Annotated in this window: 16 protein-coding genes and 1 tRNA gene; 2 read left to right on the top strand and 15 right to left on the bottom strand. The window is 49.0% G+C overall.

Features of this window, described 5'->3' with window-relative positions; genetic code table 11:
* The 9 genes from fusA to AC9UFE_RS02000 form a co-directional block, all read right to left on the bottom strand.
* The coding region (gene fusA / locus AC9UFE_RS02040; RefSeq protein WP_509545312.1) for an elongation factor G at positions 1-1804 on the bottom strand (1804 nt) is incomplete at its 3' end.
* A 62-nt stretch (positions 1805-1866) separates the two neighbouring features.
* Positions 1867-2337, bottom strand: coding sequence for a 30S ribosomal protein S7 (rpsG, locus tag AC9UFE_RS02035; RefSeq protein WP_509526607.1), 471 nt, complete (start codon positions 2335-2337; stop codon positions 1867-1869).
* On the bottom strand, positions 2337-2708 hold the full coding sequence (gene rpsL / locus AC9UFE_RS02030; protein WP_509523122.1) for a 30S ribosomal protein S12: 372 nt from the start codon (positions 2706-2708) through the stop codon (positions 2337-2339). The genes rpsG and rpsL overlap by 1 nt, the downstream gene beginning before the upstream one ends.
* A gap of 155 nt (positions 2709-2863) precedes the next feature.
* Positions 2864-7066, bottom strand: coding sequence for a DNA-directed RNA polymerase subunit beta' (rpoC, locus tag AC9UFE_RS02025; RefSeq protein ID WP_509545310.1), 4203 nt, complete (start codon positions 7064-7066; stop codon positions 2864-2866).
* A 20-nt stretch (positions 7067-7086) separates the two neighbouring features.
* The gene (gene rpoB / locus AC9UFE_RS02020) at positions 7087-10692 is read right to left on the bottom strand and encodes a DNA-directed RNA polymerase subunit beta (protein WP_509545309.1); all 3606 of its coding nucleotides are present in this window, start codon (positions 10690-10692) and stop codon (positions 7087-7089) included.
* A 210-nt stretch (positions 10693-10902) separates the two neighbouring features.
* Positions 10903-11502 (bottom strand): uridine kinase family protein, encoded by a 600-nt coding sequence (locus tag AC9UFE_RS02015; RefSeq protein WP_509545307.1) that lies wholly within the window; start codon positions 11500-11502, stop codon positions 10903-10905.
* Positions 11503-11605: 103 nt separating this feature from the next.
* Entirely contained in the window at positions 11606-11971 is a 366-nt protein-coding gene (locus tag AC9UFE_RS02010) for a hypothetical protein (protein WP_509545305.1), read from the bottom strand.
* Positions 11972-11998: 27 nt separating this feature from the next.
* Positions 11999-12088: transfer RNA gene (locus tag AC9UFE_RS02005), tRNA-Ser, on the bottom strand.
* Positions 12089-12105: 17 nt separating this feature from the next.
* Positions 12106-12555: a nucleoside deaminase gene (locus AC9UFE_RS02000; protein ID WP_509545304.1), complete on the bottom strand. Its 450-nt coding sequence runs from the start codon at positions 12553-12555 to the stop codon at positions 12106-12108.
* Positions 12556-12636: 81 nt separating this feature from the next.
* Here AC9UFE_RS02000 and upp point away from each other — a divergent pair, with 81 nt between their 5' ends.
* Together upp and AC9UFE_RS01990 are read left to right on the top strand one after the other, a co-directional pair.
* The gene (gene upp, locus AC9UFE_RS01995; protein ID WP_509545302.1) at positions 12637-13272 is read left to right on the top strand and encodes a uracil phosphoribosyltransferase; all 636 of its coding nucleotides are present in this window, start codon (positions 12637-12639) and stop codon (positions 13270-13272) included.
* Between the two features lie 20 nt (positions 13273-13292).
* A complete protein-coding gene (locus tag AC9UFE_RS01990) occupies positions 13293-13859 on the top strand; it encodes a nucleoside/nucleotide kinase family protein (RefSeq protein WP_509545300.1) in 567 nt (188 codons plus the stop codon).
* 9 nt (positions 13860-13868) lie between these two features.
* On the opposite strand, the gene AC9UFE_RS01985 is transcribed toward AC9UFE_RS01990, so the two are convergent.
* The 6 genes from AC9UFE_RS01985 to AC9UFE_RS01960 form a co-directional block, all read right to left on the bottom strand.
* The gene (locus AC9UFE_RS01985; protein ID WP_509545298.1) at positions 13869-14498 is read right to left on the bottom strand and encodes a DedA family protein; all 630 of its coding nucleotides are present in this window, start codon (positions 14496-14498) and stop codon (positions 13869-13871) included.
* A gap of 9 nt (positions 14499-14507) precedes the next feature.
* Positions 14508-15080: a nitroreductase family protein gene (locus tag AC9UFE_RS01980; protein WP_509545297.1), complete on the bottom strand. Its 573-nt coding sequence runs from the start codon at positions 15078-15080 to the stop codon at positions 14508-14510.
* Positions 15081-15120: 40 nt separating this feature from the next.
* Positions 15121-16197: a threonine aldolase family protein gene (locus AC9UFE_RS01975; protein ID WP_509545296.1), complete on the bottom strand. Its 1077-nt coding sequence runs from the start codon at positions 16195-16197 to the stop codon at positions 15121-15123.
* Positions 16198-16217: 20 nt separating this feature from the next.
* Positions 16218-16682, bottom strand: a complete 465-nt coding sequence (locus tag AC9UFE_RS01970; RefSeq protein WP_509545295.1) for an Lrp/AsnC family transcriptional regulator — start codon at positions 16680-16682, stop codon at positions 16218-16220.
* Between the two features lie 14 nt (positions 16683-16696).
* The gene (locus AC9UFE_RS01965) at positions 16697-18790 is read right to left on the bottom strand and encodes a DUF6421 family protein (protein WP_509545293.1); all 2094 of its coding nucleotides are present in this window, start codon (positions 18788-18790) and stop codon (positions 16697-16699) included.
* Positions 18791-18901: 111 nt separating this feature from the next.
* The gene (locus AC9UFE_RS01960; RefSeq protein WP_509545291.1) at positions 18902-19792 is read right to left on the bottom strand and encodes a DMT family transporter; all 891 of its coding nucleotides are present in this window, start codon (positions 19790-19792) and stop codon (positions 18902-18904) included.
* Positions 19793-19820: the final 28 nt, after the last annotated feature.

Genomic DNA, 19820 nt, shown 5'->3' with positions numbered 1-19820 from the left:
GTCTCGCGGCCTCTTTATAGGCCATGGAACCAGCAATCTTAAACGCCATTTCTGACGAGTCAACGTCGTGGTAAGCGCCGTCAACCAGGGTGGCCTTTACGCCAACTACTGGGTAACCAGCCAAGGTGCCAACCTGCATGGCGTCCTTGATTCCAGCGTCCACGCTTGGGATGTATTCACGAGGAATACGTCCACCGGTAACCGAGTTCACGAATTCGTATACCTTGTCGCCCTCGACCTCCATTGGCTCGAGCTTGATCTGAATCTTTGCGAACTGACCAGAACCACCGGTCTGCTTCTTGTGTGTGTAGTCGTAGCGCTCAACAACCTTGCGAATTGTCTCGCGATAGGCAACCTGAGGCTTACCGACGTTAGCTTCAACCTTGAATTCGCGTCTCATACGGTCAACCAGGATGTCCAAGTGCAACTCACCCATACCGGAGATAACAGTCTGACCAGTTTCCTGATCCTGCTCCACGCGGAAGGTTGGGTCTTCTTCAGCAAGCTTCTGAATAGCAAGACCTAGTTTTTCTTGGTCTCCCTTAGTCTTTGGCTCAATAGCAACCGAGATAACTGGCTCTGGGAAAGTCATCGACTCAAGAACAACTGGGTTAGCTGGGTCACACAAAGTGTCACCGGTAGTGGTGTCTTTTAGACCGATAGCTGCGTAAATGTGACCGGCGGTAATGGTGTCAACCGGGTTTTCCTTGTTGGCGTGCATCTGGAACAACTTACCGATGCGCTCTTTCTTGTCCTTGGTGGAGTTTAGAACCTGATCACCAGAGGCAGCCTTACCGGAGTAAACGCGGATATAAGTCAATCGACCAAAGAATGGGTGCGACATAACTTTGAAGGCTAGGGCCGAGAAAGGAGCTGTGGAGTTTGCTTCGCGAACAATTTCTTTGGTCTCATCGCGAATGTCCAAACCAACAACTGACTCAACGTCTAGTGGCGTTGGAAGGTAGTCGATAACGGCGTCAAGCATTGGCTGAACACCCTTGTTCTTGAAAGCAGAGCCACAAAGAACTGGGTAGATCTCAGACTTAACGGTCATCTTGCGAATAGCGCCCTTGATCTCCGCAACGGAGATTTCTTCCCCAGCGAAGAACTTTTCCATTAGTGCATCGTCGGTTTCCGCAACGGTTTCTAGTAGCTTCGCACGGTATTCATCAGCCTTAGCCTTCATATCCGCAGGAATCTCTTCCACTTCGTACTTGGCACCAAGCTCAACTTCTCCACGCCATACCAGTGCGCGCATTTCAACTAGGTCGATAACCCCTTCGAAGGTGCTCTCGGCACCGATTGGAAGCTGAATAACTAGTGGTCTAGCGCCAAGGCGCTTAATGATGGTGTCTACGGTGAAATAAAAGTCAGCTCCGAGCTTGTCCATCTTGTTTACGAAACAAATTCTTGGAACATCGTACTTGTCAGCCTGACGCCAAACAGTTTCGGACTGAGGCTCAACACCTTCTTTTCCATCGAATACCGCAACGGCGCCGTCTAGAACTCGAAGGGAGCGCTCCACCTCAACGGTGAAGTCAACGTGGCCAGGGGTGTCAATGATGTTGATCTGGTTGTTATTCCAGAAACAGGTTGTTGCAGCAGAGGTAATAGTGATGCCTCGCTCTTGCTCCTGCTCCATCCAGTCCATGGTTGCTGCACCATCGTGCACCTCACCAATTTTGTGAGTGATACCGGTGTAGTACAAAATGCGCTCGGTTGTGGTGGTTTTACCCGCGTCAATGTGAGCCATGATGCCGATGTTTCGAACCTTACTCAGGTCGGTAAGCACGTCTTGTGCCACGGTTATCCTCCGAATTAGTTAGTGCAGCGCAGAATTATTTCTGCGCCAGTTTGCTGTAGTTTCTACCAGCGGTAGTGCGCGAACGCCTTGTTGGACTCTGCCATCTTGTGAGTGTCTTCGCGACGCTTCACAGCAGCTCCCAAACCATTCGATGCATCCAAGATTTCGTTCATTAGACGCTCGGTCATGGTCTTTTCGCGTCTTGCCTTGGCGTAAGTTACCAACCAGCGCATAGCCAAAGTGTTGGCACGGTGTGCCTTTACTTCGATTGGAACCTGGTAGGTAGATCCACCAACACGACGTGAGCGAACCTCAACGGTTGGACGCACGTTATCTAGTGCCTTTTTCAAAAGTGAAACAGCTTCGGTGCCGCTCTTGGTTTTGGCTCCATCCAAAGCTCCGTAAACAATTGACTCCGCGATGGATTTTTTGCCATCTAGCAAAATCTTGTTTACAAGCTGAGAAACAACTGGAGAACCATAAACAGGATCTGCCACTACTGGCTTCTTGGTAACTGGACCTTTACGAGGCATTACTTGCCTCGCTTAGCGCCGTAGTGGCTTCTTGCTTGCTGGCGTCCCTTAACGGACTGGGTATCTAGTGCTCCGCGAACAATCTTGTAGCGAACACCAGGAAGATCCTTAACTCGACCACCACGAACTAGCACCATGGAGTGCTCCTGTAGGTTGTGACCTTCGCCCGGGATGTAGGCAGTTACTTCAATTCCGTTGGAGAGCTTCACACGAGCTACCTTACGTAGTGCCGAGTTTGGCTTTTTAGGTGTGGTTGTGTAAACACGAGTACACACACCGCGTCGCTGTGGGCTGGCCTTAAGAGCTGGCGTCTTGGTCTTTGAGGCCTTAGACGTGCGTCCCTTACGGACCAACTGCTGAATTGTTGGCACTACATTTCTCCTTTAAGGTTTTTCCGCGGTCAAATACCGAGAAAAAAGTTTCTTTAGTTTGCTGCCAGCCAAATTATTGGCTGTTTTGGCAAGACAATGCGTCCCGTAGGACGCTTTGCCCAGCCTAGCTGATTAGGCTCCAAGCGGTCAAATGGTTATTCGACCGGCTCGGAGCTTGCCTCAACTGATTCTTCGTCCATCGAGAAGCTCAGCGCTGCCGCTGGCGATACCTCTTCGACTAGGGCTTCTTGACCCCAGATGCGGTTCGGGTAGCGATCTTCCTTGGCCTTTTCGGTTCCGTCTACCGAGATGTTGCGGTAGCCAGGTAGTCCGGTTCCAGCTGGAATTAGCTTTCCAATGATGACGTTTTCCTTTAGTCCTAGTAGCGGGTCGCTTCTTCGATCCAGTGCCGCCTGGGTTAGCACCCTGGTGGTTTCCTGGAAGGAAGCGGCCGATAGCCATGACTGAGCTGCCAAAGAAGCACGGGTCATACCCATTACTTCCTGACGAGCCGATGCTGGCTTCTTGCCCTCAGAAACCGCCTGGCGGTTAATGCGGGTGAAGCGGTTACGGTCGATGATCTCACCTGGAAGCATTTCGGTGTCTCCAGAGTCGATAACGGTGACCTTGCCAAGCATCTGGCGAACGATAACCTCAAGGTGCTTGTCGTGCAGTGGCACACCCTGTGAACCATAGATCGCCTGAACACCACGGATGATTTCGGCAGCAGCTTCACGGCTTCCCTTAACCATCAATACCTCGTGAGGAATTGGAGTTCCGTCAACTAGGTAGTCTCCAGCCTTTACAGCATCGCCCTTTTCGATTAGTAGATCATCAGGTGAGCTCACCGAAGTAATAGGTGTGTATGGAGATAGCTTCTTGAAGGTCTTCGAGGTTGTTCTGGAGAACGAGTACTGAAGCGCAAGAGCTTCGGCTTCCTTCTCAGCAGCTTCACCTGTTGGACGAACGTAAACGTCATACTTCTTCGCTCCAGTTGCGCTAGCAACCTCAACGATGTCAACGGTTCCTGGCCAGAATGCCATTACGGCAACCTTTCCAGCCTGACGCCATCCAACACGAGCTTCTAGCAAGTCAGTCACACCATTTAGACCCTGGGTGATGTCGTAGGAAATCAATCGCTCAACGCGAACCTTACGACCACCAATGGACTTCAAAATGGTCTGCTTCTTCGCACTCGATGCAGCACCACCGGTGTGGAAGGTACGCATTGTTAGCTGAGTACCAGGCTCACCAATTGACTGAGCAGCAATAATTCCAATTGCTTCTCCCAGCTCAACAGGGTCTCCGGTAGCCAAAGAGTTTCCGTAACACTTGGCACAAACACCGTGAACTGATTCACAAGTTAGAACCGAACGAACAGCAACGGTCTCAAGACCTGCCTCTTTCATTGTGGCCACTAGCTTGGAGTCAATTGCAGTTCCAGCCTTGGCAATTGTCTTGCCATCAGCCTTTACATCAACCGCTGCGCAACGAGCCAAGATCGATAGTTCTACTTGGTCATCGTCCAGCAGGTCCTTGTCTAGACCCTTGGTTGTGCCACAATCTGGTTCGCGAACAATAACGTCCTGAGCCACGTCAACTAGACGACGGGTTAGGTAACCCGCAGCAGCAGTTTTCATGGCGGTGTCAGCGTTACCCTTACGAGCACCAGTTGCGTTAATGAAGTACTCATTCGCAGTTAGTCCAAGCAGGTAGTTTCCCTTGACCGGCATAGGTGCGAAGTCACCAGATGAAGTTGCAACTGGTCCACGCATTCCCATGATCGAACGAATCTGTAGAAGGTTTCCACGAGCACCAGAGGTAACCATCTTGTAAATGGCGTTGTCCTTTGGAAGTGACTCTTCTAGCAAGGTACCGATTTCGTTAGTTCTCTTGAACCACAAAGCACCTAGCTCGTCACGACGCTCCAAGTCACTCTTTAGACCGTTGTCGAATGCTTCTTGAATCTTGGTGTGTTCTTTCTCACCATCAAGCAGGATCTTCGCGCGGGCCTTGTCGAAGTTACCGGAGGTGTCGAAGTTCGCATCCGAGATGGACATCGAAACACCAGAACGAGTAGCCCAGTAGAAACCAACATCCTTGATGCGGTCTAGTGACTGGGCAACCTCAACACGGCTAACGGTGTCAACAAGGTCAGTCACAATGCGACCGATTTCCTTCTTGCCAACGCGTAGCTCCTGGTAAGGGAACTCAACTGGAAGAGTTTCGTTGAACAGCGCACGACCCAAAGTGGTTTCGCGAATTACTGGCTCACCCTTTAGAGGCAAACGAATCTTGATCTTGGCGTTTAGGTCCAAGAATCCAGCGTCGAATGCAAGCTGAGCTTCAGAGATTGATCCGTAAGCCGAACCTTCTCCCTTGACTGCTTCTTTCAAAGTGGTCATGTGGAATAGACCAATGATCATGTCCTGGGTTGGAGTTGCAACCGGACGACCATCAGAAGGCTTCAAGATGTTGTTTGATGCAAGCATCAAAACACGAGCTTCAGCCTGTGCCTCAACGGAAAGTGGAAGATGGACAGCCATCTGGTCACCATCGAAGTCAGCGTTGAAAGCTGCACAAACTAGCGGGTGAAGCTGGATGGCCTTACCTTCTACTAGCAGTGGCTCGAAGGCCTGGATACCTAGACGGTGAAGGGTCGGTGCACGGTTTAGTAGAACCGGACGCTCCTTGATTACCTCTTCTAGAACACCCCAAACCTGTGGGCGAGATCTTTCAACCATGCGCTTTGCAGACTTGATGTTCTGGGCAAGACCCAAATCAACCAATCGCTTCATTACGTATGGCTTGAATAGCTCTAGTGCCATCAGCTTTGGAAGTCCTGTCTGGTGCAACTTCAGCTGAGGACCAACAACAATTACGGAACGACCTGAGTAGTCAACACGCTTACCCAGAAGGTTCTGACGGAAACGACCCTGCTTACCCTTTAGAAGATCTGAAAGGGACTTCAGTGCACGGTTTCCAGTTCCGGTAACTGCGCGTCCACGACGACCGTTGTCGAATAGCGCGTCAACGGCTTCTTGAAGCATGCGCTTTTCGTTGTTCAAGATGGTCTTTGGAACAGCGCCTAGGTCAACGAATCTCTTTAGACGGTTGTTACGGTTGATCACCCTGCGGTATAGGTCGTTTAGGTCAGAGGTCGCAAAGCGTCCTCCATCTAGCTGAACCATTGGACGAATTTCTGGAGGTAGCACAGGCAGAACATCCAAAACCATTGAGGTTGGAGGAGTGTTGGACTGCATGAAGCTGTTTACAACCTTTAGGCGCTTAATCGCCTGAGTCTGCTTGGAACCCTTGGTGGTTGCAATCTGCTCGCGAAGTTCCAGTGCACAACCTGCAAGGTCGAACTCTGAAAGAACGCGCTGAACTGCCTCGGCACCAATAGAAGTGTCGAAGAATTCACCATATGAGTAGTCGAAGTGATCGAAGATCACGTCGTTTTGGATTAGGTCTCCAGCCTTTACGGTTAGGTACATTCTCCAAGCAAGCTGCTCTTTTTGAAGGTTGGCAGGACGCTCAACACGAGCGAACTCGCGAACGATCTTGTCGGTTTTCTTCTTGAACTCAGAAATAAGCTGCTTGATCTGCTTCTCTTCAGCCGCTGGACGAACTACCGGTGAAACCTCTTCGTCGTCTGCTGCTTCTGCTTCGGCAAGAGCTTTCTTGTTCCAGAAACCTTCAGGGTTCTTTTCTTCCTGATCGATTAGCTGCTCAAGGCTCTTTGCGAACTGAGCATCAACCCAAGTTGGGGTTTCCCACAACTTGATTGCGTGCTGCAAAGAAAGACCCATTCCAGTTAGAGCGTCATACTCTGCCTGAGCAACAGAAAGCATTTCCTGCAATCTCTCGTCAGAGATGGTGCGCATTCTTGCTACGTAGTCTTCCTTGGTAAGACCTGCATCTAAAGTCTTGTCTTCGTGGTGAATGGACATGATTCTGTAGGCAGCGAAGTAAATGATCTTCTCCAGATCCTTCGGTGCCATGTTCAGTAGGTAACCCAGTCTTGAAGGAACACCCTTGAAGTACCAGATGTGAGTAACAGGAGCAGCAAGTTCGATGTGACCCATGCGCTCACGACGAACTGAAGACTTGGTTACTTCAACGCCACAACGCTCACAAACGATTCCCTTGAAGCGAACGCGCTTGTACTTTCCACAGGTGCACTCCCAGTCCTTAGTAGGACCAAAGATCTTCTCGCAGAACAGACCGTCCTTCTCAGGCTTGAGGGTTCGGTAGTTAATGGTCTCAGGCTTCTTTACCTCACCGTGAGACCAGGATCTAATGTCATCAGCGTTCGCTAGCCCAACTCTGAGGGCGTCGAATGATTCAACTTCCATGATGTTTTCCTAATCTCTTTCTAGTAACCGGTGTATTCGTTGTCTACGGTGAGGTTCTCGTTGCGAGAAAGGTTGATGCCCAGCTCTTCAGCTGCGCGATCAAACTCGAAGTCATCGTCCTTCATCTGGACTGCTTGACCTTCGGCGTTTAGAACCTCAACGTTTAGAGCAAGAGACTGCATCTCTTTTGCCAAAACGCGGAAGGATTCTGGAATACCTGGAGCTTGGATGTTGTCACCCTTCACGATCGCCTCGTAGGTGCGAACACGTCCAGTGATGTCATCCGACTTGATGGTAAGTAGCTCTTGAAGAGTGTGAGCTGCACCATATGCCTGCAGCGCCCAAACTTCCATCTCACCAAATCGCTGTCCACCGAACTGAGCCTTACCACCAAGTGGCTGCTGAGTAATCATGGAGTAAGGACCAGTGGAACGAGCGTGAATCTTGTCATCAACCAAGTGGTGAAGTTTCAGCACGTACATGTATCCAACAGAAATCGGCTCTGGGAAAGGTTCTCCTGAACGACCGTCAAACAAACGAGTCTTTCCGGTTTCGTTTACAAGTCTCTGACCATCCCTGTTAGGAAGTGTCGAGCCAAGCAAACCGATGATCTCGTCTTTAGAAGCACCGTCGAAGATTGGTGTTGCAACCTTGGTGCCAGGCTTACCCTCGCGCATTTCTGCAACGATGGCGTCTGCCCACTTCGCAACTCCTTCAACCTTCCAACCCTGCTTGGCAATCCAACCAAGGTGAGTTTCTAGAACCTGACCGAAGTTCATTCGACCTGGGATACCCAGTGGGTTCAAGATGATGTCAACTGGTGTTCCATCATCCATGAACGGCATGTCTTCAACAGGAAGGATCTTAGAAATAACACCCTTGTTTCCGTGGCGACCAGCAAGCTTGTCACCCTCGGTGATCTTTCTGCGCTGAGCGATGTTAACAACAACTCTCTGGTTGATGCCAGCACCTAGCTCGTCGTCTCCTGCTTCAATGTCAAACACCTTTACAGCGATAACGGTTCCGCCTTCACCGTGAGGAACCTTCAAGGAAGTGTCGCGAACTTCGCGGGACTTCTCATTGAAGATCGCACGTAGCAAACGCTCTTCCGCTGAAAGCTCGGTCTCACCCTTAGGTGTAACCTTTCCAACCAAGATATCTCCTGGTCTTACCTCAGCACCGATGCGAATGATTCCATTCTCATCAAGCTGAGCAAGGGCTTCCATAGAAACATTTGGAAGATCTGCGGTGATTTCTTCCTTACCCAACTTGGTGTCACGGGCGTCAACTTCGTACTCTTCGATGTGAATCGAAGACAAAGTGTCTTCCTTGACCAGGTTCTGGCTCAAGATAATGGCGTCCTCGAAGTTGTGACCTTCCCAAGGCATGAACGCTACAAGTAGGTTCTTTCCAAGGGCTAGCTCACCGTTATCGGTGGATGGACCATCGGCAAGTACTTCTCCGGCTTCGATCTTCTGGCCGATGGAAACAAGTGGCTGCTGGTTGATAGCAGTTCCCTGGTTCGAGCGGTCAAACTTGCGAAGAAGGTATTCCTTTTTACGGCCATTTTCTTGCTTGATGACAATCAGGTTCGCTGCAACTTCTTCAACAACACCGGCGGTCTCGGCGATAACCAAGGCTCCGGAGTCAAAGGCTGCTGTTCGTTCCATACCGGTTCCAACAAATGGAGCCTCGGAGCGAACTAGTGGAACAGCCTGACGCTGCATGTTCGCACCCATAAGCGCACGTGACGAGTCATCGTGCTCTAGGAATGGAATCAAAGAAGTTGAAACAGAAGCTAGCTGACGAGGAGATACGTCAACAAAGTCAACATCTTCCTTGTCTACTTCAACAACGTCTCCGCGGAATCTTGCGAATACCTTCTTGTTAGCAAATGTCTTGTCTGCATTCAAAGGAGTGTCAGCACCAGCGATTGACTTGCCATCCTCTGCTGCTGCGTCTAGGTACTCGATCTTTCCAGACACCTTGCCGTTAGTTACCTTCAGGTAAGGAGTCTCTATGAAACCAAACGCGTTGATGCGAGCATACGCAGTCAAAGATCCAATCAGACCAATGTTTGGTCCTTCTGGGGTTTCAACCGGACACATTCTTCCGTAGTGGGAAGGGTGAACATCTCGAACTTCCATCTGAGCACGCTCACGAGCAATACCACCTGGGCCAAGTGCGGACAAGCGACGCTTGTGCGCAAGACCAGCAAGTGGGTTGTTCTGATCCATAAACTGCGATAGCTGGCTAGCACCAAAGAACTCTTTGATTGCGCTAACAACCGGTCTCAAGTTAATAAGTGTCTGAGGAGTAATCGCCTCGATGTCCTGTGTGGACATGCGCTCACGAACAACACGCTCCATGCGAGATAGACCGATACGAACCTGGTTCTGGATTAGCTCTCCAACCGAACGAATTCTTCGGTTTGAGAAGTCATCGATGTCGTCAGCAGAAACGGCAATCTTTACAGCCTTGCCGTTCATCTTTACTGGGAACTCGATGCGTGCGTTTGAGGCAGATGCCTGGTTGGCAATTGACTGGTCGAACAGCAATAGGTACTTCAAAGCACCAATTACGTCGCTTCTAGTCAAAGTGTTAACTTCTAGTGGCTCGTCGATACCTAGCTTGCGGTTTAGCTTGTGACGACCAACCTTTGCAAGGTTGTATCTCTTGGACTCAAAGTAAGTTGAGTTAAGCCATGCAGCAGCTACCTCGGAACCTGCAGCTTCGCTTCTTACCTTGCGGTAAAGCTCACGAAGAGCGTCTTCCTTGGTCAAGACTGGGTTGGCAAAGACCTTTGACTCGTCGTAAGCCAAGGTGTTTGCAATTAGGTCAACATCGTATTTCCAAGTTGGAGCAGCTGTACCAACTGCCTTCTCGATGTCAGAAAACTCTGCAATGATTTCTTCCTTGGTGAAACCAAGTGCTTTCAAGAAGATGGTTGCAGAAACTTTAGTCTTGCGATCTACCTGGACCTGAACAATCGGCTGACCAAAACGAGCAATTGGCTTACGGTCATCTCTTACCCACTCGGTTAGAAATTCTAGGTATGAACCACGAGATGGGATGATCTGTGCTTTGTTGTTTCTAACGTCCAAGTTTCCAGTGGTGTTTGTTGAAACAGAGAAGTAAACACCAGGAGAACGAACAAGCTGTGAAACAACAACACGCTCAGTTCCGTTGATTACGAAAGTTCCCTTTTCTGTCATCACCGGAAAATCTCCCATGAAAACAGTCTGTGACTTAATTTCACCGGTTAGGTAGTTGGTGAATTCAGCCTTGATATAAAGAGGTTGGGTGTAGCTCTTACCCTTGGTCTTGCACTCGTCAGGAGTGTAGGCAGGGTCATACAAAATTGGGTCACCAAAAACTAGACCCATCTTTGGGTCTTGTGATGAGTTTGCTGAGTCTTCGATAGGAGAGATCTCTTCGAATACTTCGTCAAGACCAGTCTTAGCCTTGTTGCCTTCTTTGGCTCTCCATGATGGTCCGCCGATCAGCCACTCGAAGCTTTCGGTTTGCAAGGACAGTAGATCTGGAAGATCAATCTGTTCTTGAACCTTCGCGAACGATGGTCGTGATGCTAGACGGGTGTTTTTTGCATTTTTCGAAGCAGCCAAGGCGGTCCCTCCAAGGGCACATAAGTTAGAAAGCGGTCAGATTTGGGGCTGTCCCGAAACCGATTGTCGCCACAATATGCGAACAGGGCACGCCAAAATATGCGCACTGGTTTTTTTGGGTCAAGTGGCGAGTCTATAACGATTTGGCAAAGATGTAAACACCCAGTTTAAATACCAAAAAATGACTTGTTTGGGTGTATTCGGCCAAAATTAGGCTCTGGCCCGCCTGCTCTCGATTTGCTCCATGATTTCGGCTGTCGAAGGAAAAGGTTTGGTTCCATCAAGGACCAAAGTGGCCGCAAGCTTGGGGTGCTGGGCAACAAAGTAGGTTTCTTCGCCTTCTAGCCACTTATCTAGCCAAGATCTTGAGCCAGCCTCCAGGCTAAAAGCCCTAGTCATTAGATGTTCTTTGGGTGCGTCGACAAATATCGTGAAGTTATAGGAGTCTCGGAAGCTAAGTTCCATGGAGTAAACACCTTCAACGACTACTGGGCTACCGGCAGGGATGTTGACTCTTTGGGTCCCGAGAGCTCCGGTAGCTAAGTTCATAACCCGGTAGTTGATGTCTCTTTCATCCAGAAGCGAATCAGTTACCTCTTCATAGAAACGATCCAGGTCATAGTTCTTGGCAATTGCGCTGACGCGGTGCTTGCTTTCAGGAAGCAAGAAAGCATCCATTGAGATTACAGATGCGCCAAGATTGGAGGCAAGCTGGGCAGCCAATGTTGACTTGCCGCCGCCCCCAGGGCCATCAATGGCGCAGGCTTTCCAGTGCACGTGAAACTCCCCAAATAAATAAAGTCTTAGCATTTAGAACCGTTTGCTAAATGAATTTAGTTAAGTATAAGCAAAATGCTAAATCTTGCAAAAATCGAATCTGAGAGTTGAAAAGTTGAGTTGGGTTAGGACTTAGCTAGGAGTTGGTTCTTCCAACACGCTGTAAGTAGGCCAGATATCCAAATAGCAAGTAGGCAACCGCCAGAACGCCGCTGTAGAAAAGAAATAGACCGGCGCTTGCTGGCCATTGATCAAAGCCCCCAAAGTTTTCCTCAGGAACCAAGTACCTAATCAGCACCGCGACTGCCACAAAAACAAAGAACACCCCCCAGAGCACAAAGCTAGGTTGCGCTGCGCCCTCTGATTGAGCTTTGCGAGCGCCAAAAAAAGCGCCAATCGCAGGTAAGAAAATAGCTGCCCCGTAGGTTGGTGTAAAAAGAAGAATTAACAAGCCAACAACCGCGATGACCATGAATATGGCCATGTGCTTTTTGTAGTTCATAAGTCTCAGTCTCTGTCCTGACTCTAATGGCGGTGACGGTGGGATTTGAACCCACGGTGCGCTTTCACGCACACAACTTTTCGAGAGTTGCACCTTCGGCCGCTCGGACACGTCACCACAACAAAGCTTAGTGTTTAGCGCCGCTTCTCAAAAAATTCTTTTAGGACTCTTGAGCACTGATCTTGCATAACACCCGTGATTACTTCAACTGGAGAACCGAGTCTGGAATCGCGCACTAGGTCATATCTTGATCCGGCTCCACCGACTCGATCATCGAAAGCACCAAAGACAACTCTTGGTAGACGAGCCGCAACTATCGCTCCCGCACACATCACACATGGTTCCAACGTGACAACCATGGTGAGCTGATCCAGCCGCCACTTCGAAGATGATTTTCCGGCTCTTTGAATAGCCAAGATCTCGGCATGGGCTGTTGGGTCCCCGGTTGCCTCACGCTCATTATGGGCTGAAGAAACGATGTTTCCGTCGGGGTCCACTATCACGGCACCGACCGGAACATCTTGCCCAGACTGCTTAGCTTCTGCCAAAGCAAGCTGCATGGCTGAATCCCAAATGTTTGTCATTTCTCAGTTACTCCCTTAGTCCAAGTATTCCAACACTTTGGGTCATCCTGGTGCCTGCTTGAACCCACTAGATTTATTGATATGCGCACCCACATAGCCAATCACCCGCTGGTGACTCACAAACTAACTGTCCTTCGAGACAAGAACACTCCTTCAACTACCTTTAGACAGCTTGTTGAGGAATTAGTCACACTACTTACCTATGAGGCCACCAAGGACATAAAGGTTGTGGAGATTTCCATTGAGACTCCTCTTGTAAAGACAACAGGTGTTCGCCTTAGCACTCCACTTCCCTTGATTGTTCCAGTTCTTAGAGCAGGCCTTGGCATGCTAGAGGGAATCCTAAAGTTGCTTCCAACTGCCGAAGTTGGTTTCTTAGGAATTAAGCGCAATGAAGAAACTCTCGAACCTTTCACCTACGCCGAAAGACTCCCAGACGATCTAACCGGTCGCCAGGTATACATCATCGATCCGATGCTTGCTACCGGTGGCACTTTGATTGACTCAATCAAATACGTTTTTGACCGCGGTGCAGCGGAGGTAATCGCCATTTGCCTAATCGGATCACCCGAAGGTCTCAAGGCTGTTGAGAAAGCAGTTGGAAACCAAAAGGTCACGATTGTGTTGGGCGCATTAGATGAAAAGCTAAACGAAATCGGATATATCGTTCCTGGCCTTGGTGACGCTGGAGACCGTCTTTACGGTCTTGCCGACTAACTAGAAACTTTAGGTATTTCTTGCCTTCCAACGCGACTCTGATTCAAGAGATCACTGACAAGGTTCTCGAACAGATAGATCTTGGAAACATCACACCAATTGTTCTAATTGATGGCAGATCTAACTCTGGAAAATCAACCTTTGCAAAGTCTTTGCAAGAGAGCCTGTTTAGGCAAGGTGAGTCATTACCAAGGGTTATCCATATGGATGATCTTTATCCCGGCTGGGAGGGGTTGAGTCTTGGTGCAGATTATCTAAACCGGTTCATATTGGAACCTCTCTCCAAAAAAGAGACAGCTTCTTGGCAGCAATGGGATTGGTCAGAAAACCAACGCGGAGCTTGGATGGAATTTTCTGGTGGAACGCCTCTGATAATTGAGGGTTGTGGCGCAATGAGTGACCGCGCTTCAGCTGTTGCCATTTTGAGAATTTGGCTGGAAGCAAAAGAGCCAGTTCGCCAAGCTCGTTGGTTAGAGCGCGAAGGAAATCTTGACAAGTTCGACATGTGGGCAGCGCAGGAACTGGATTTCTACGCTCGGGAAAAATCAGCTTCTTTGGCTGATCTAGTTATCGCAACCGATAGCTAGCTAAGAGCTCTAGGCTGCTGCTTTGGATTCGTTGTTTTTGTACCAAGACCTAATTCCCGCAACAAGTGAAGCGGCAACCACCACTACGGCAATGATGTAAGTGGCATCCTTGACTAGAGGAATGCTCGCGGCGTAGTACCCAGCAAGAGATAGACCCACTCCCCAGACAACTGCTCCAACCAAGTTCGCCGAGAAGAACTTGTAATAATTCATTTTTCCAATTCCCGCGATTACTGGAATTAGTACTCTAGCCATCGGCACAAACCTTGCAACAACTACTGCCCACCAACCCCAGCCTTGGTAAAACTTTTCAGCTTTACCAATTGCGCTTTGAATAAGGGCGCCTTGTCGTTTGTCTAGGTATGGCCGGCCAAAGTGTCGGCCAAGTGTGTAACCAACTTGATCACCCAACCATGCAAAGATTCCTATGCCGATACTGAGAACCCAGATGTTAATGCTTTCTGGAAAGCTTGCTGCAACCAGTCCCGCGGCAAAAACTAGCGAGTCACCTGTAATGAAAGGTATGAAGGCCCCAATTAGTAGTCCAGTACCTGCAAAAACCAAGCCCCAGACGGCAGCAACAAAGAGAATTGGACCGATCTGGTCGTACCAGAGCGCTATTTGTTCGGTTATGGGCACCTATTAACTCTAAGGCTTGCCGTGCAGGACAATTTCCTCAAGTGGCAACCTGGTTCGAGGAGCAATTTCTCTTTCGTAGGCAGCTCCTTCGAACACATCCGGGGAGGCAATCTTGCCAATTGCTACCACTACCGCAACTTCGAATTCTGCAGGGATACCAAGACCTTCATGGATAACATCCGGAACAATTCCAGCCATCTGGTGTGAGTAAAGATCTACTGACTGGGCTTGGACGGTCATTAATGAGACAGCCAAGCCGGCGTCATAGAAATTCTTGACACTTGATGTGCCATCTTCATTTTTCTTAATAGAAATTACGATCATGGCTGATGCGGAAGGTGCCCAGGCCTGGTTAAATCCACCAAGTCCCTCTGTTACCTTGGCGTGAACTTCGGTTCCTCGAACTGCTACTGAAAATCTCCAAGGCTGGCCGTTGTTTGCAGAAGGGGCCCAGCGACCGGCTTCCAAGATCGAAAGAATTTGCTGGTCTTCGATTAGGTGGTTGGCGTCATAAGCTCTTGGGCTCCAGCGCTTTTCCAATAGCTCGGTAAGGGGTGCAGAAGTTTCCGGTTTTTTATTCATTTGGTCCTCAACTAAGAAAAGGTGTTTATTGTTCCCTGATTTAGCTAACTGCTTCGTCAAGTGCAGCAAGTAAGCCATCTACGTCTGATTCCTGGGTATCCCAAGCGCACATCCAACGAACTTGGCCGGTTGCCTGGTTCCAAACATAGAACCGGTAATTTTCCATCAGCTTGTTGGTGACCTTTTCAGGCAGAATCGGGAAGACAGCGTTTGCCTCAGTTGGGTTCGGTACAGTAACAAGCGAGCTCTTAGCTGCTATCGCAACTACTCCCTCATACAGCTTCTTGGCCATGTGGTTGGCATGTCTTGCATTATCAAGAGCAAGAGCTGCCTTGTTTTCAAAAAGGGCATTTAACTGAGCAGAAACGAAGCGCATCTTCGAAGCTAACTGCATAGAAGTTTTTCTAAGATATGGCATGGCCTCGGCAAGCTGCTTTCCTCTCGCTGAACTCGAATCAACTACAATCACAGCCTCTGCGCCTAAAGCACCGATTTTGGTTCCGCCAACCGACACTAGGTCGACGCCAACATCGGTGGTGAACTCCTTGAAAGATAGTCCGAGCGCAGCGGCAGCGTTTGAAATTCTTGCACCATCTAGATGAAGTAGTAGGCCATGCTTGTGGGTTACTTCTGCAATCTTTTTGATTTCTCCTGGCTGATACAAAGTGCCCAGCTCTGTGGTTTGGGTAATTGAAACGACCCCAGGTTGTGCTCTGTGAACTACACCTATGTCGAAAATCTGCGACTCAATTAGTTCCGGGGTTAGTTTTCCATCAGGAGTTGGTACAGTCCAAAGTTTCAATCCAGCCATCTTCTCTGGAGCGCCGCCCTCGTCGACATTGATGTGAGCGGTTTCCGCACAGATAACTGCTTCCCATCTTTGAATTGCTGCTTGCAAGGCAACAACGTTGGCGCCGGTGCCATTGAACAGTGGAAAGCCAACAGCCTTGGCGCCAAAATTTTCGACAACGACTCTATTGAACTTTTCTGTCTCGGTGTCGTCCCCATAAGCAATCTCGTGGCCCTCGTTGACCTTGGTCATAGCCTCGAATACTGCTGGGTGAACACCGGCATAGTTATCGCTAGCGAATCCGCGCCAGATCTTTCTCGTGCTCATCTCTAGTTTCGCTTCTTTCTCTAGCTATCGTTCTGATCTGATTCTGGAATTGCAGGTGGTCTGTTCTCAAATGCGGTTGATAAGACAACGGTAGTTTGGGTTGAACAATTGGCTTGTGCTCTGATTTTTCCCAAAAGTGCCTCTAAGTCCGCAGGCTCAGACACATTTACTTTGACTATATAGCTTTCTTCCCCGGCAACGCTCCAGCAACCCTCAATCTCCGAGATGGATTCCAGCTGAGCTGGAATCGAATCCGGGGCTGCTGGGTCGATTGGAGTCAATGACACGAATGAGGTCATACTCAGCCCAACTTTGCGAAGATCTAGCTTGGCTTGGTAGCCCAAAATCAGGCCACGGGTTTCAAGTCGTTTTATCCTTTGGTGCAGGGTGGATGTGGGTAGCCCAACCTCAAGCGCTAGGTCTTGAAGTGAGCGCTCAGAATCCTCAGCTAAAAGAGTGAGGATTCTGCGGTCTATGGCTTCCATAAGAAAGTGCTGCCTTAGGCAGTGACGCCTTTTGTGGAAGTGATCACATCTTGCAAGTTGCGATTTAGAGTGTCAAAGAAAACATTCAGCGGAAATTCGTCATCTAAGACTTTGTTTACCATTTCCTTGAGCTCTCCTTCAACAGGCAAAGCATCTGCACCCTTAGCCCACGTTGAGGCTGGGTGTGGCTGAACTAAGTCACTTACGAATTCATATGAAGCCATCCACTGAGCAACTCTGGATCTGTCGATGCCATCGTGATAGAGACTTTCAACCTCGCCACAAAGCGCAACGATCTGCTCGTTTACCTTTTCCCAATCAAAGCTAAGTTTGTTATCCGTCCACTTCAAGCCACCGTGACGGTGCAGGTAACTGAAAATGATCTGTCCGCCCAGTCCGTCGTAGTTTCTAACTCTTGGTCCGGTTATTGGGAAACGGAATAAACGATCAAACAAGATTGCATAGCGGATGTATTTTCCAAGTCTTTCGCCCTGCTCGTCGAGCACAAATGTCTCTCGGAATGTTGAAAGGTCACAGCGCAATTCCTCAAGTGCATACATCCAGAAAGGCATGCGCTGCTTGATCATAAATGGATCAAATGGCAGATCCCCCTTGGAGTGAGTGCGGTCATGAATCAAGTCCCACAGCACGTAAGTTTCTTGGGCCAACAGCTGATCGTTGACCACTCTTTCTGCATCTGGAGGAAGTGGTAGAAACAGTAGCTGCTGCGCGGCTCTGGTAACCATGCGGAATCTTGCAGCCTCGCGGTCGCAGAAGATTCCTCCCCAGTAGAACTTGGCAAGCTCACGGGTTGCAACGGTCTCTGGGAAAAACACTGCCGAGAAGGTGTCGTAACCGGAGGTAAAGGCGACAAACTCGATTGGAACAAAGGCGCTGTTTTGGTAAACCTGCTCTTTTTCAGCAAGCCAGTCGGGCCAGAAGGTATTCGTAATAACAGCCTCAAGGTTTCGGTTCGGGTTACCGTTTTGGGTATACATCGCAAAGACTGCAAGGTTTTCAACGTTGTTCTCACGCTTGAGGTCTGGGCGGAATAGCTCCAGAGAGTCATAAAAGTCCGGCACTTTGAAGCCGCCGTCTGCCCAAGCCTGGATGTCTTTTTTGACCTGAGTTAGGTAATCGCTCTGGTGTGCAAATTTTGGAGTGAGTTCCGTAATTGCCTCCAACACAAGTGCAATCTGTTTGTTAGCTTCGGCTAGATCGTGCGCAGATGAATCAATAGATCCGTCTTTGATTTGCATCGGCTTGATTGCCTCAACTGCGGCTGCAAGTTTTAGCCAGCTAGGGTGTGTCGCGGCCCAGGATGGGTCTTTTCTGGTTTGCGCTAATGCAGCAGCTTTTCCACCGGAAACCCAAGATGCAATGTTGATCCAAAAGTTTTTATTGTCTAGTTCGTCAATTGAGTCATCACCAAAGATGTCACTGTCGGCAAGAACAACCACTCGGCCCTTGCCAAAGTTTGTTGCCGCTACCAACGCTGCCTCAGAAGGTGTTGCAGAAGTTGAGCTTGTTGCAATCACATGAGCGTCAGAGCCGTCTTTTATTTCAAGAACTCCGGAGCGATAGAAAGCGGTCTGCTCTACTTTAAAACCAAGATCGAATTCAAAAGATTTCTTCAGATCAGCAAGCACCCAAGTTGCAACACCTTTGAAGTTGTTTTCAGAGTCTTGCACTGTTGCGTTTGCAATCTTGATTCCAAACTGCTCGGTTAGTTCAGAAAAATTGTTTCCATATTTTGGTTGTTCAGATTCACCAAGAACAACTAGTCCACCGCCAGCGTTTACGAAGTCTTTAACAGCAGAAATCTCATCGGAGGTGAGCTTTGGTGATCCTTCACCTAGGGTCTTTTCCCAATCATCCTCAGAAGCGTGTGGGATAACTAGAACATCTATGCCGTTCAAAGACTCTTTTGTAAAAGTGCCTGTTTGGTGCGAGCGAACTCCAAAACCTGAGGCTTCGGCTGACTCAACTAGCTTTGAATAGCCGGAGTCTTGAGGGTTGCCAGGGTTTAGCTCCTTGGCCTTTTCTGCATCAACGCTCCAGGCTTGACGGTGTGACTGGTCAATAAGAATTTGGGTCGCTTTTTGCATTTCCGGACTTCCTTCGAATAAATTCCTGCTTTGAATCAAAATACCAGAATTTTTCTCATATTGGAATGATTTTTATGTTGATTACTCCGAAAACGGTGAATTTTGTGAAGATTAGCTGGCTGCGGGCTGTTTAGCCTCGTATTTTTGACCAGCCATCCAACTTCCGATCAGCACCAAAGGAAGGCCAATAAGAAGACCTGGGGTTATTGGCTCACTGAGGAATACAACTCCAAGGAGCAAAGCAACCAGGGTGTTTATGTAAACAATAAGTGTCGCTCTCGGAGCACCTATTTCCTTAATCAGTGCAAAGAACAGCACAAAGGCCAAAGCTGAGCAAATCGCGCCCAAGCCCAGAAGAGCTAACCAGGATTCAAGGCTTGGAACATTGGTGATTTCCTGTGGCAACTGAGTAATTGCTGGAATCAAATAAGCAATCCCAACGAAGACCATGGAAAGGCTGATTACTCCGGTCGTTGGGACAAACCCAATCTTGTAAGAGATAACAGCAGGTGCAATCGCGTAGCCAATGGATCCAAGTATCACAGCCCCAACCCAGATTGGATCCACAACTCCCTGGAAGGAGTCAATCCCTACCAGAGCAACAACTCCAGCAAACCCAACAACCATTCCAATCAAAGTCTTGGGGTTTCTGATCGACTTGTCTCCTAGGAGACTTGCCACAACAACACCGAACATTGGAACTGTTGCAATCAGCAAGGCCGTTAGACCAGAAGTGATGTGTCGGCCAGCTTCAGTGATTAGCCACCAGGGGATAACCATTTCTATAACAGCAAAGAATAAAACCCATCTCCAATGCTTAAGTGCAATCTTTAGAGCTCCAGAGTTCAGGGCCAGTGGCACCATAATGGCCGCACCGATTAGCACCCTAATAAAGATGATTGAGTAGCTCGAAAAATCCTCTTTCGCAATTTGTATAAAGAAGTATGGAAGGCCCCAGGCTAGCCCGGTCGCCAAAAACAATAAAAGGGCTTTACGGGACATGCATCAAGCCTAGCTGTTTCGAGTAAAC

The sequence above is a fragment of the Rhodoluna sp. genome (assembly GCF_044239955.1).
Lineage (GTDB): Bacteria > Actinomycetota > Actinomycetes > Actinomycetales > Microbacteriaceae > Rhodoluna.
This window is presented reverse-complemented; position numbering and strand designations above follow the sequence as displayed.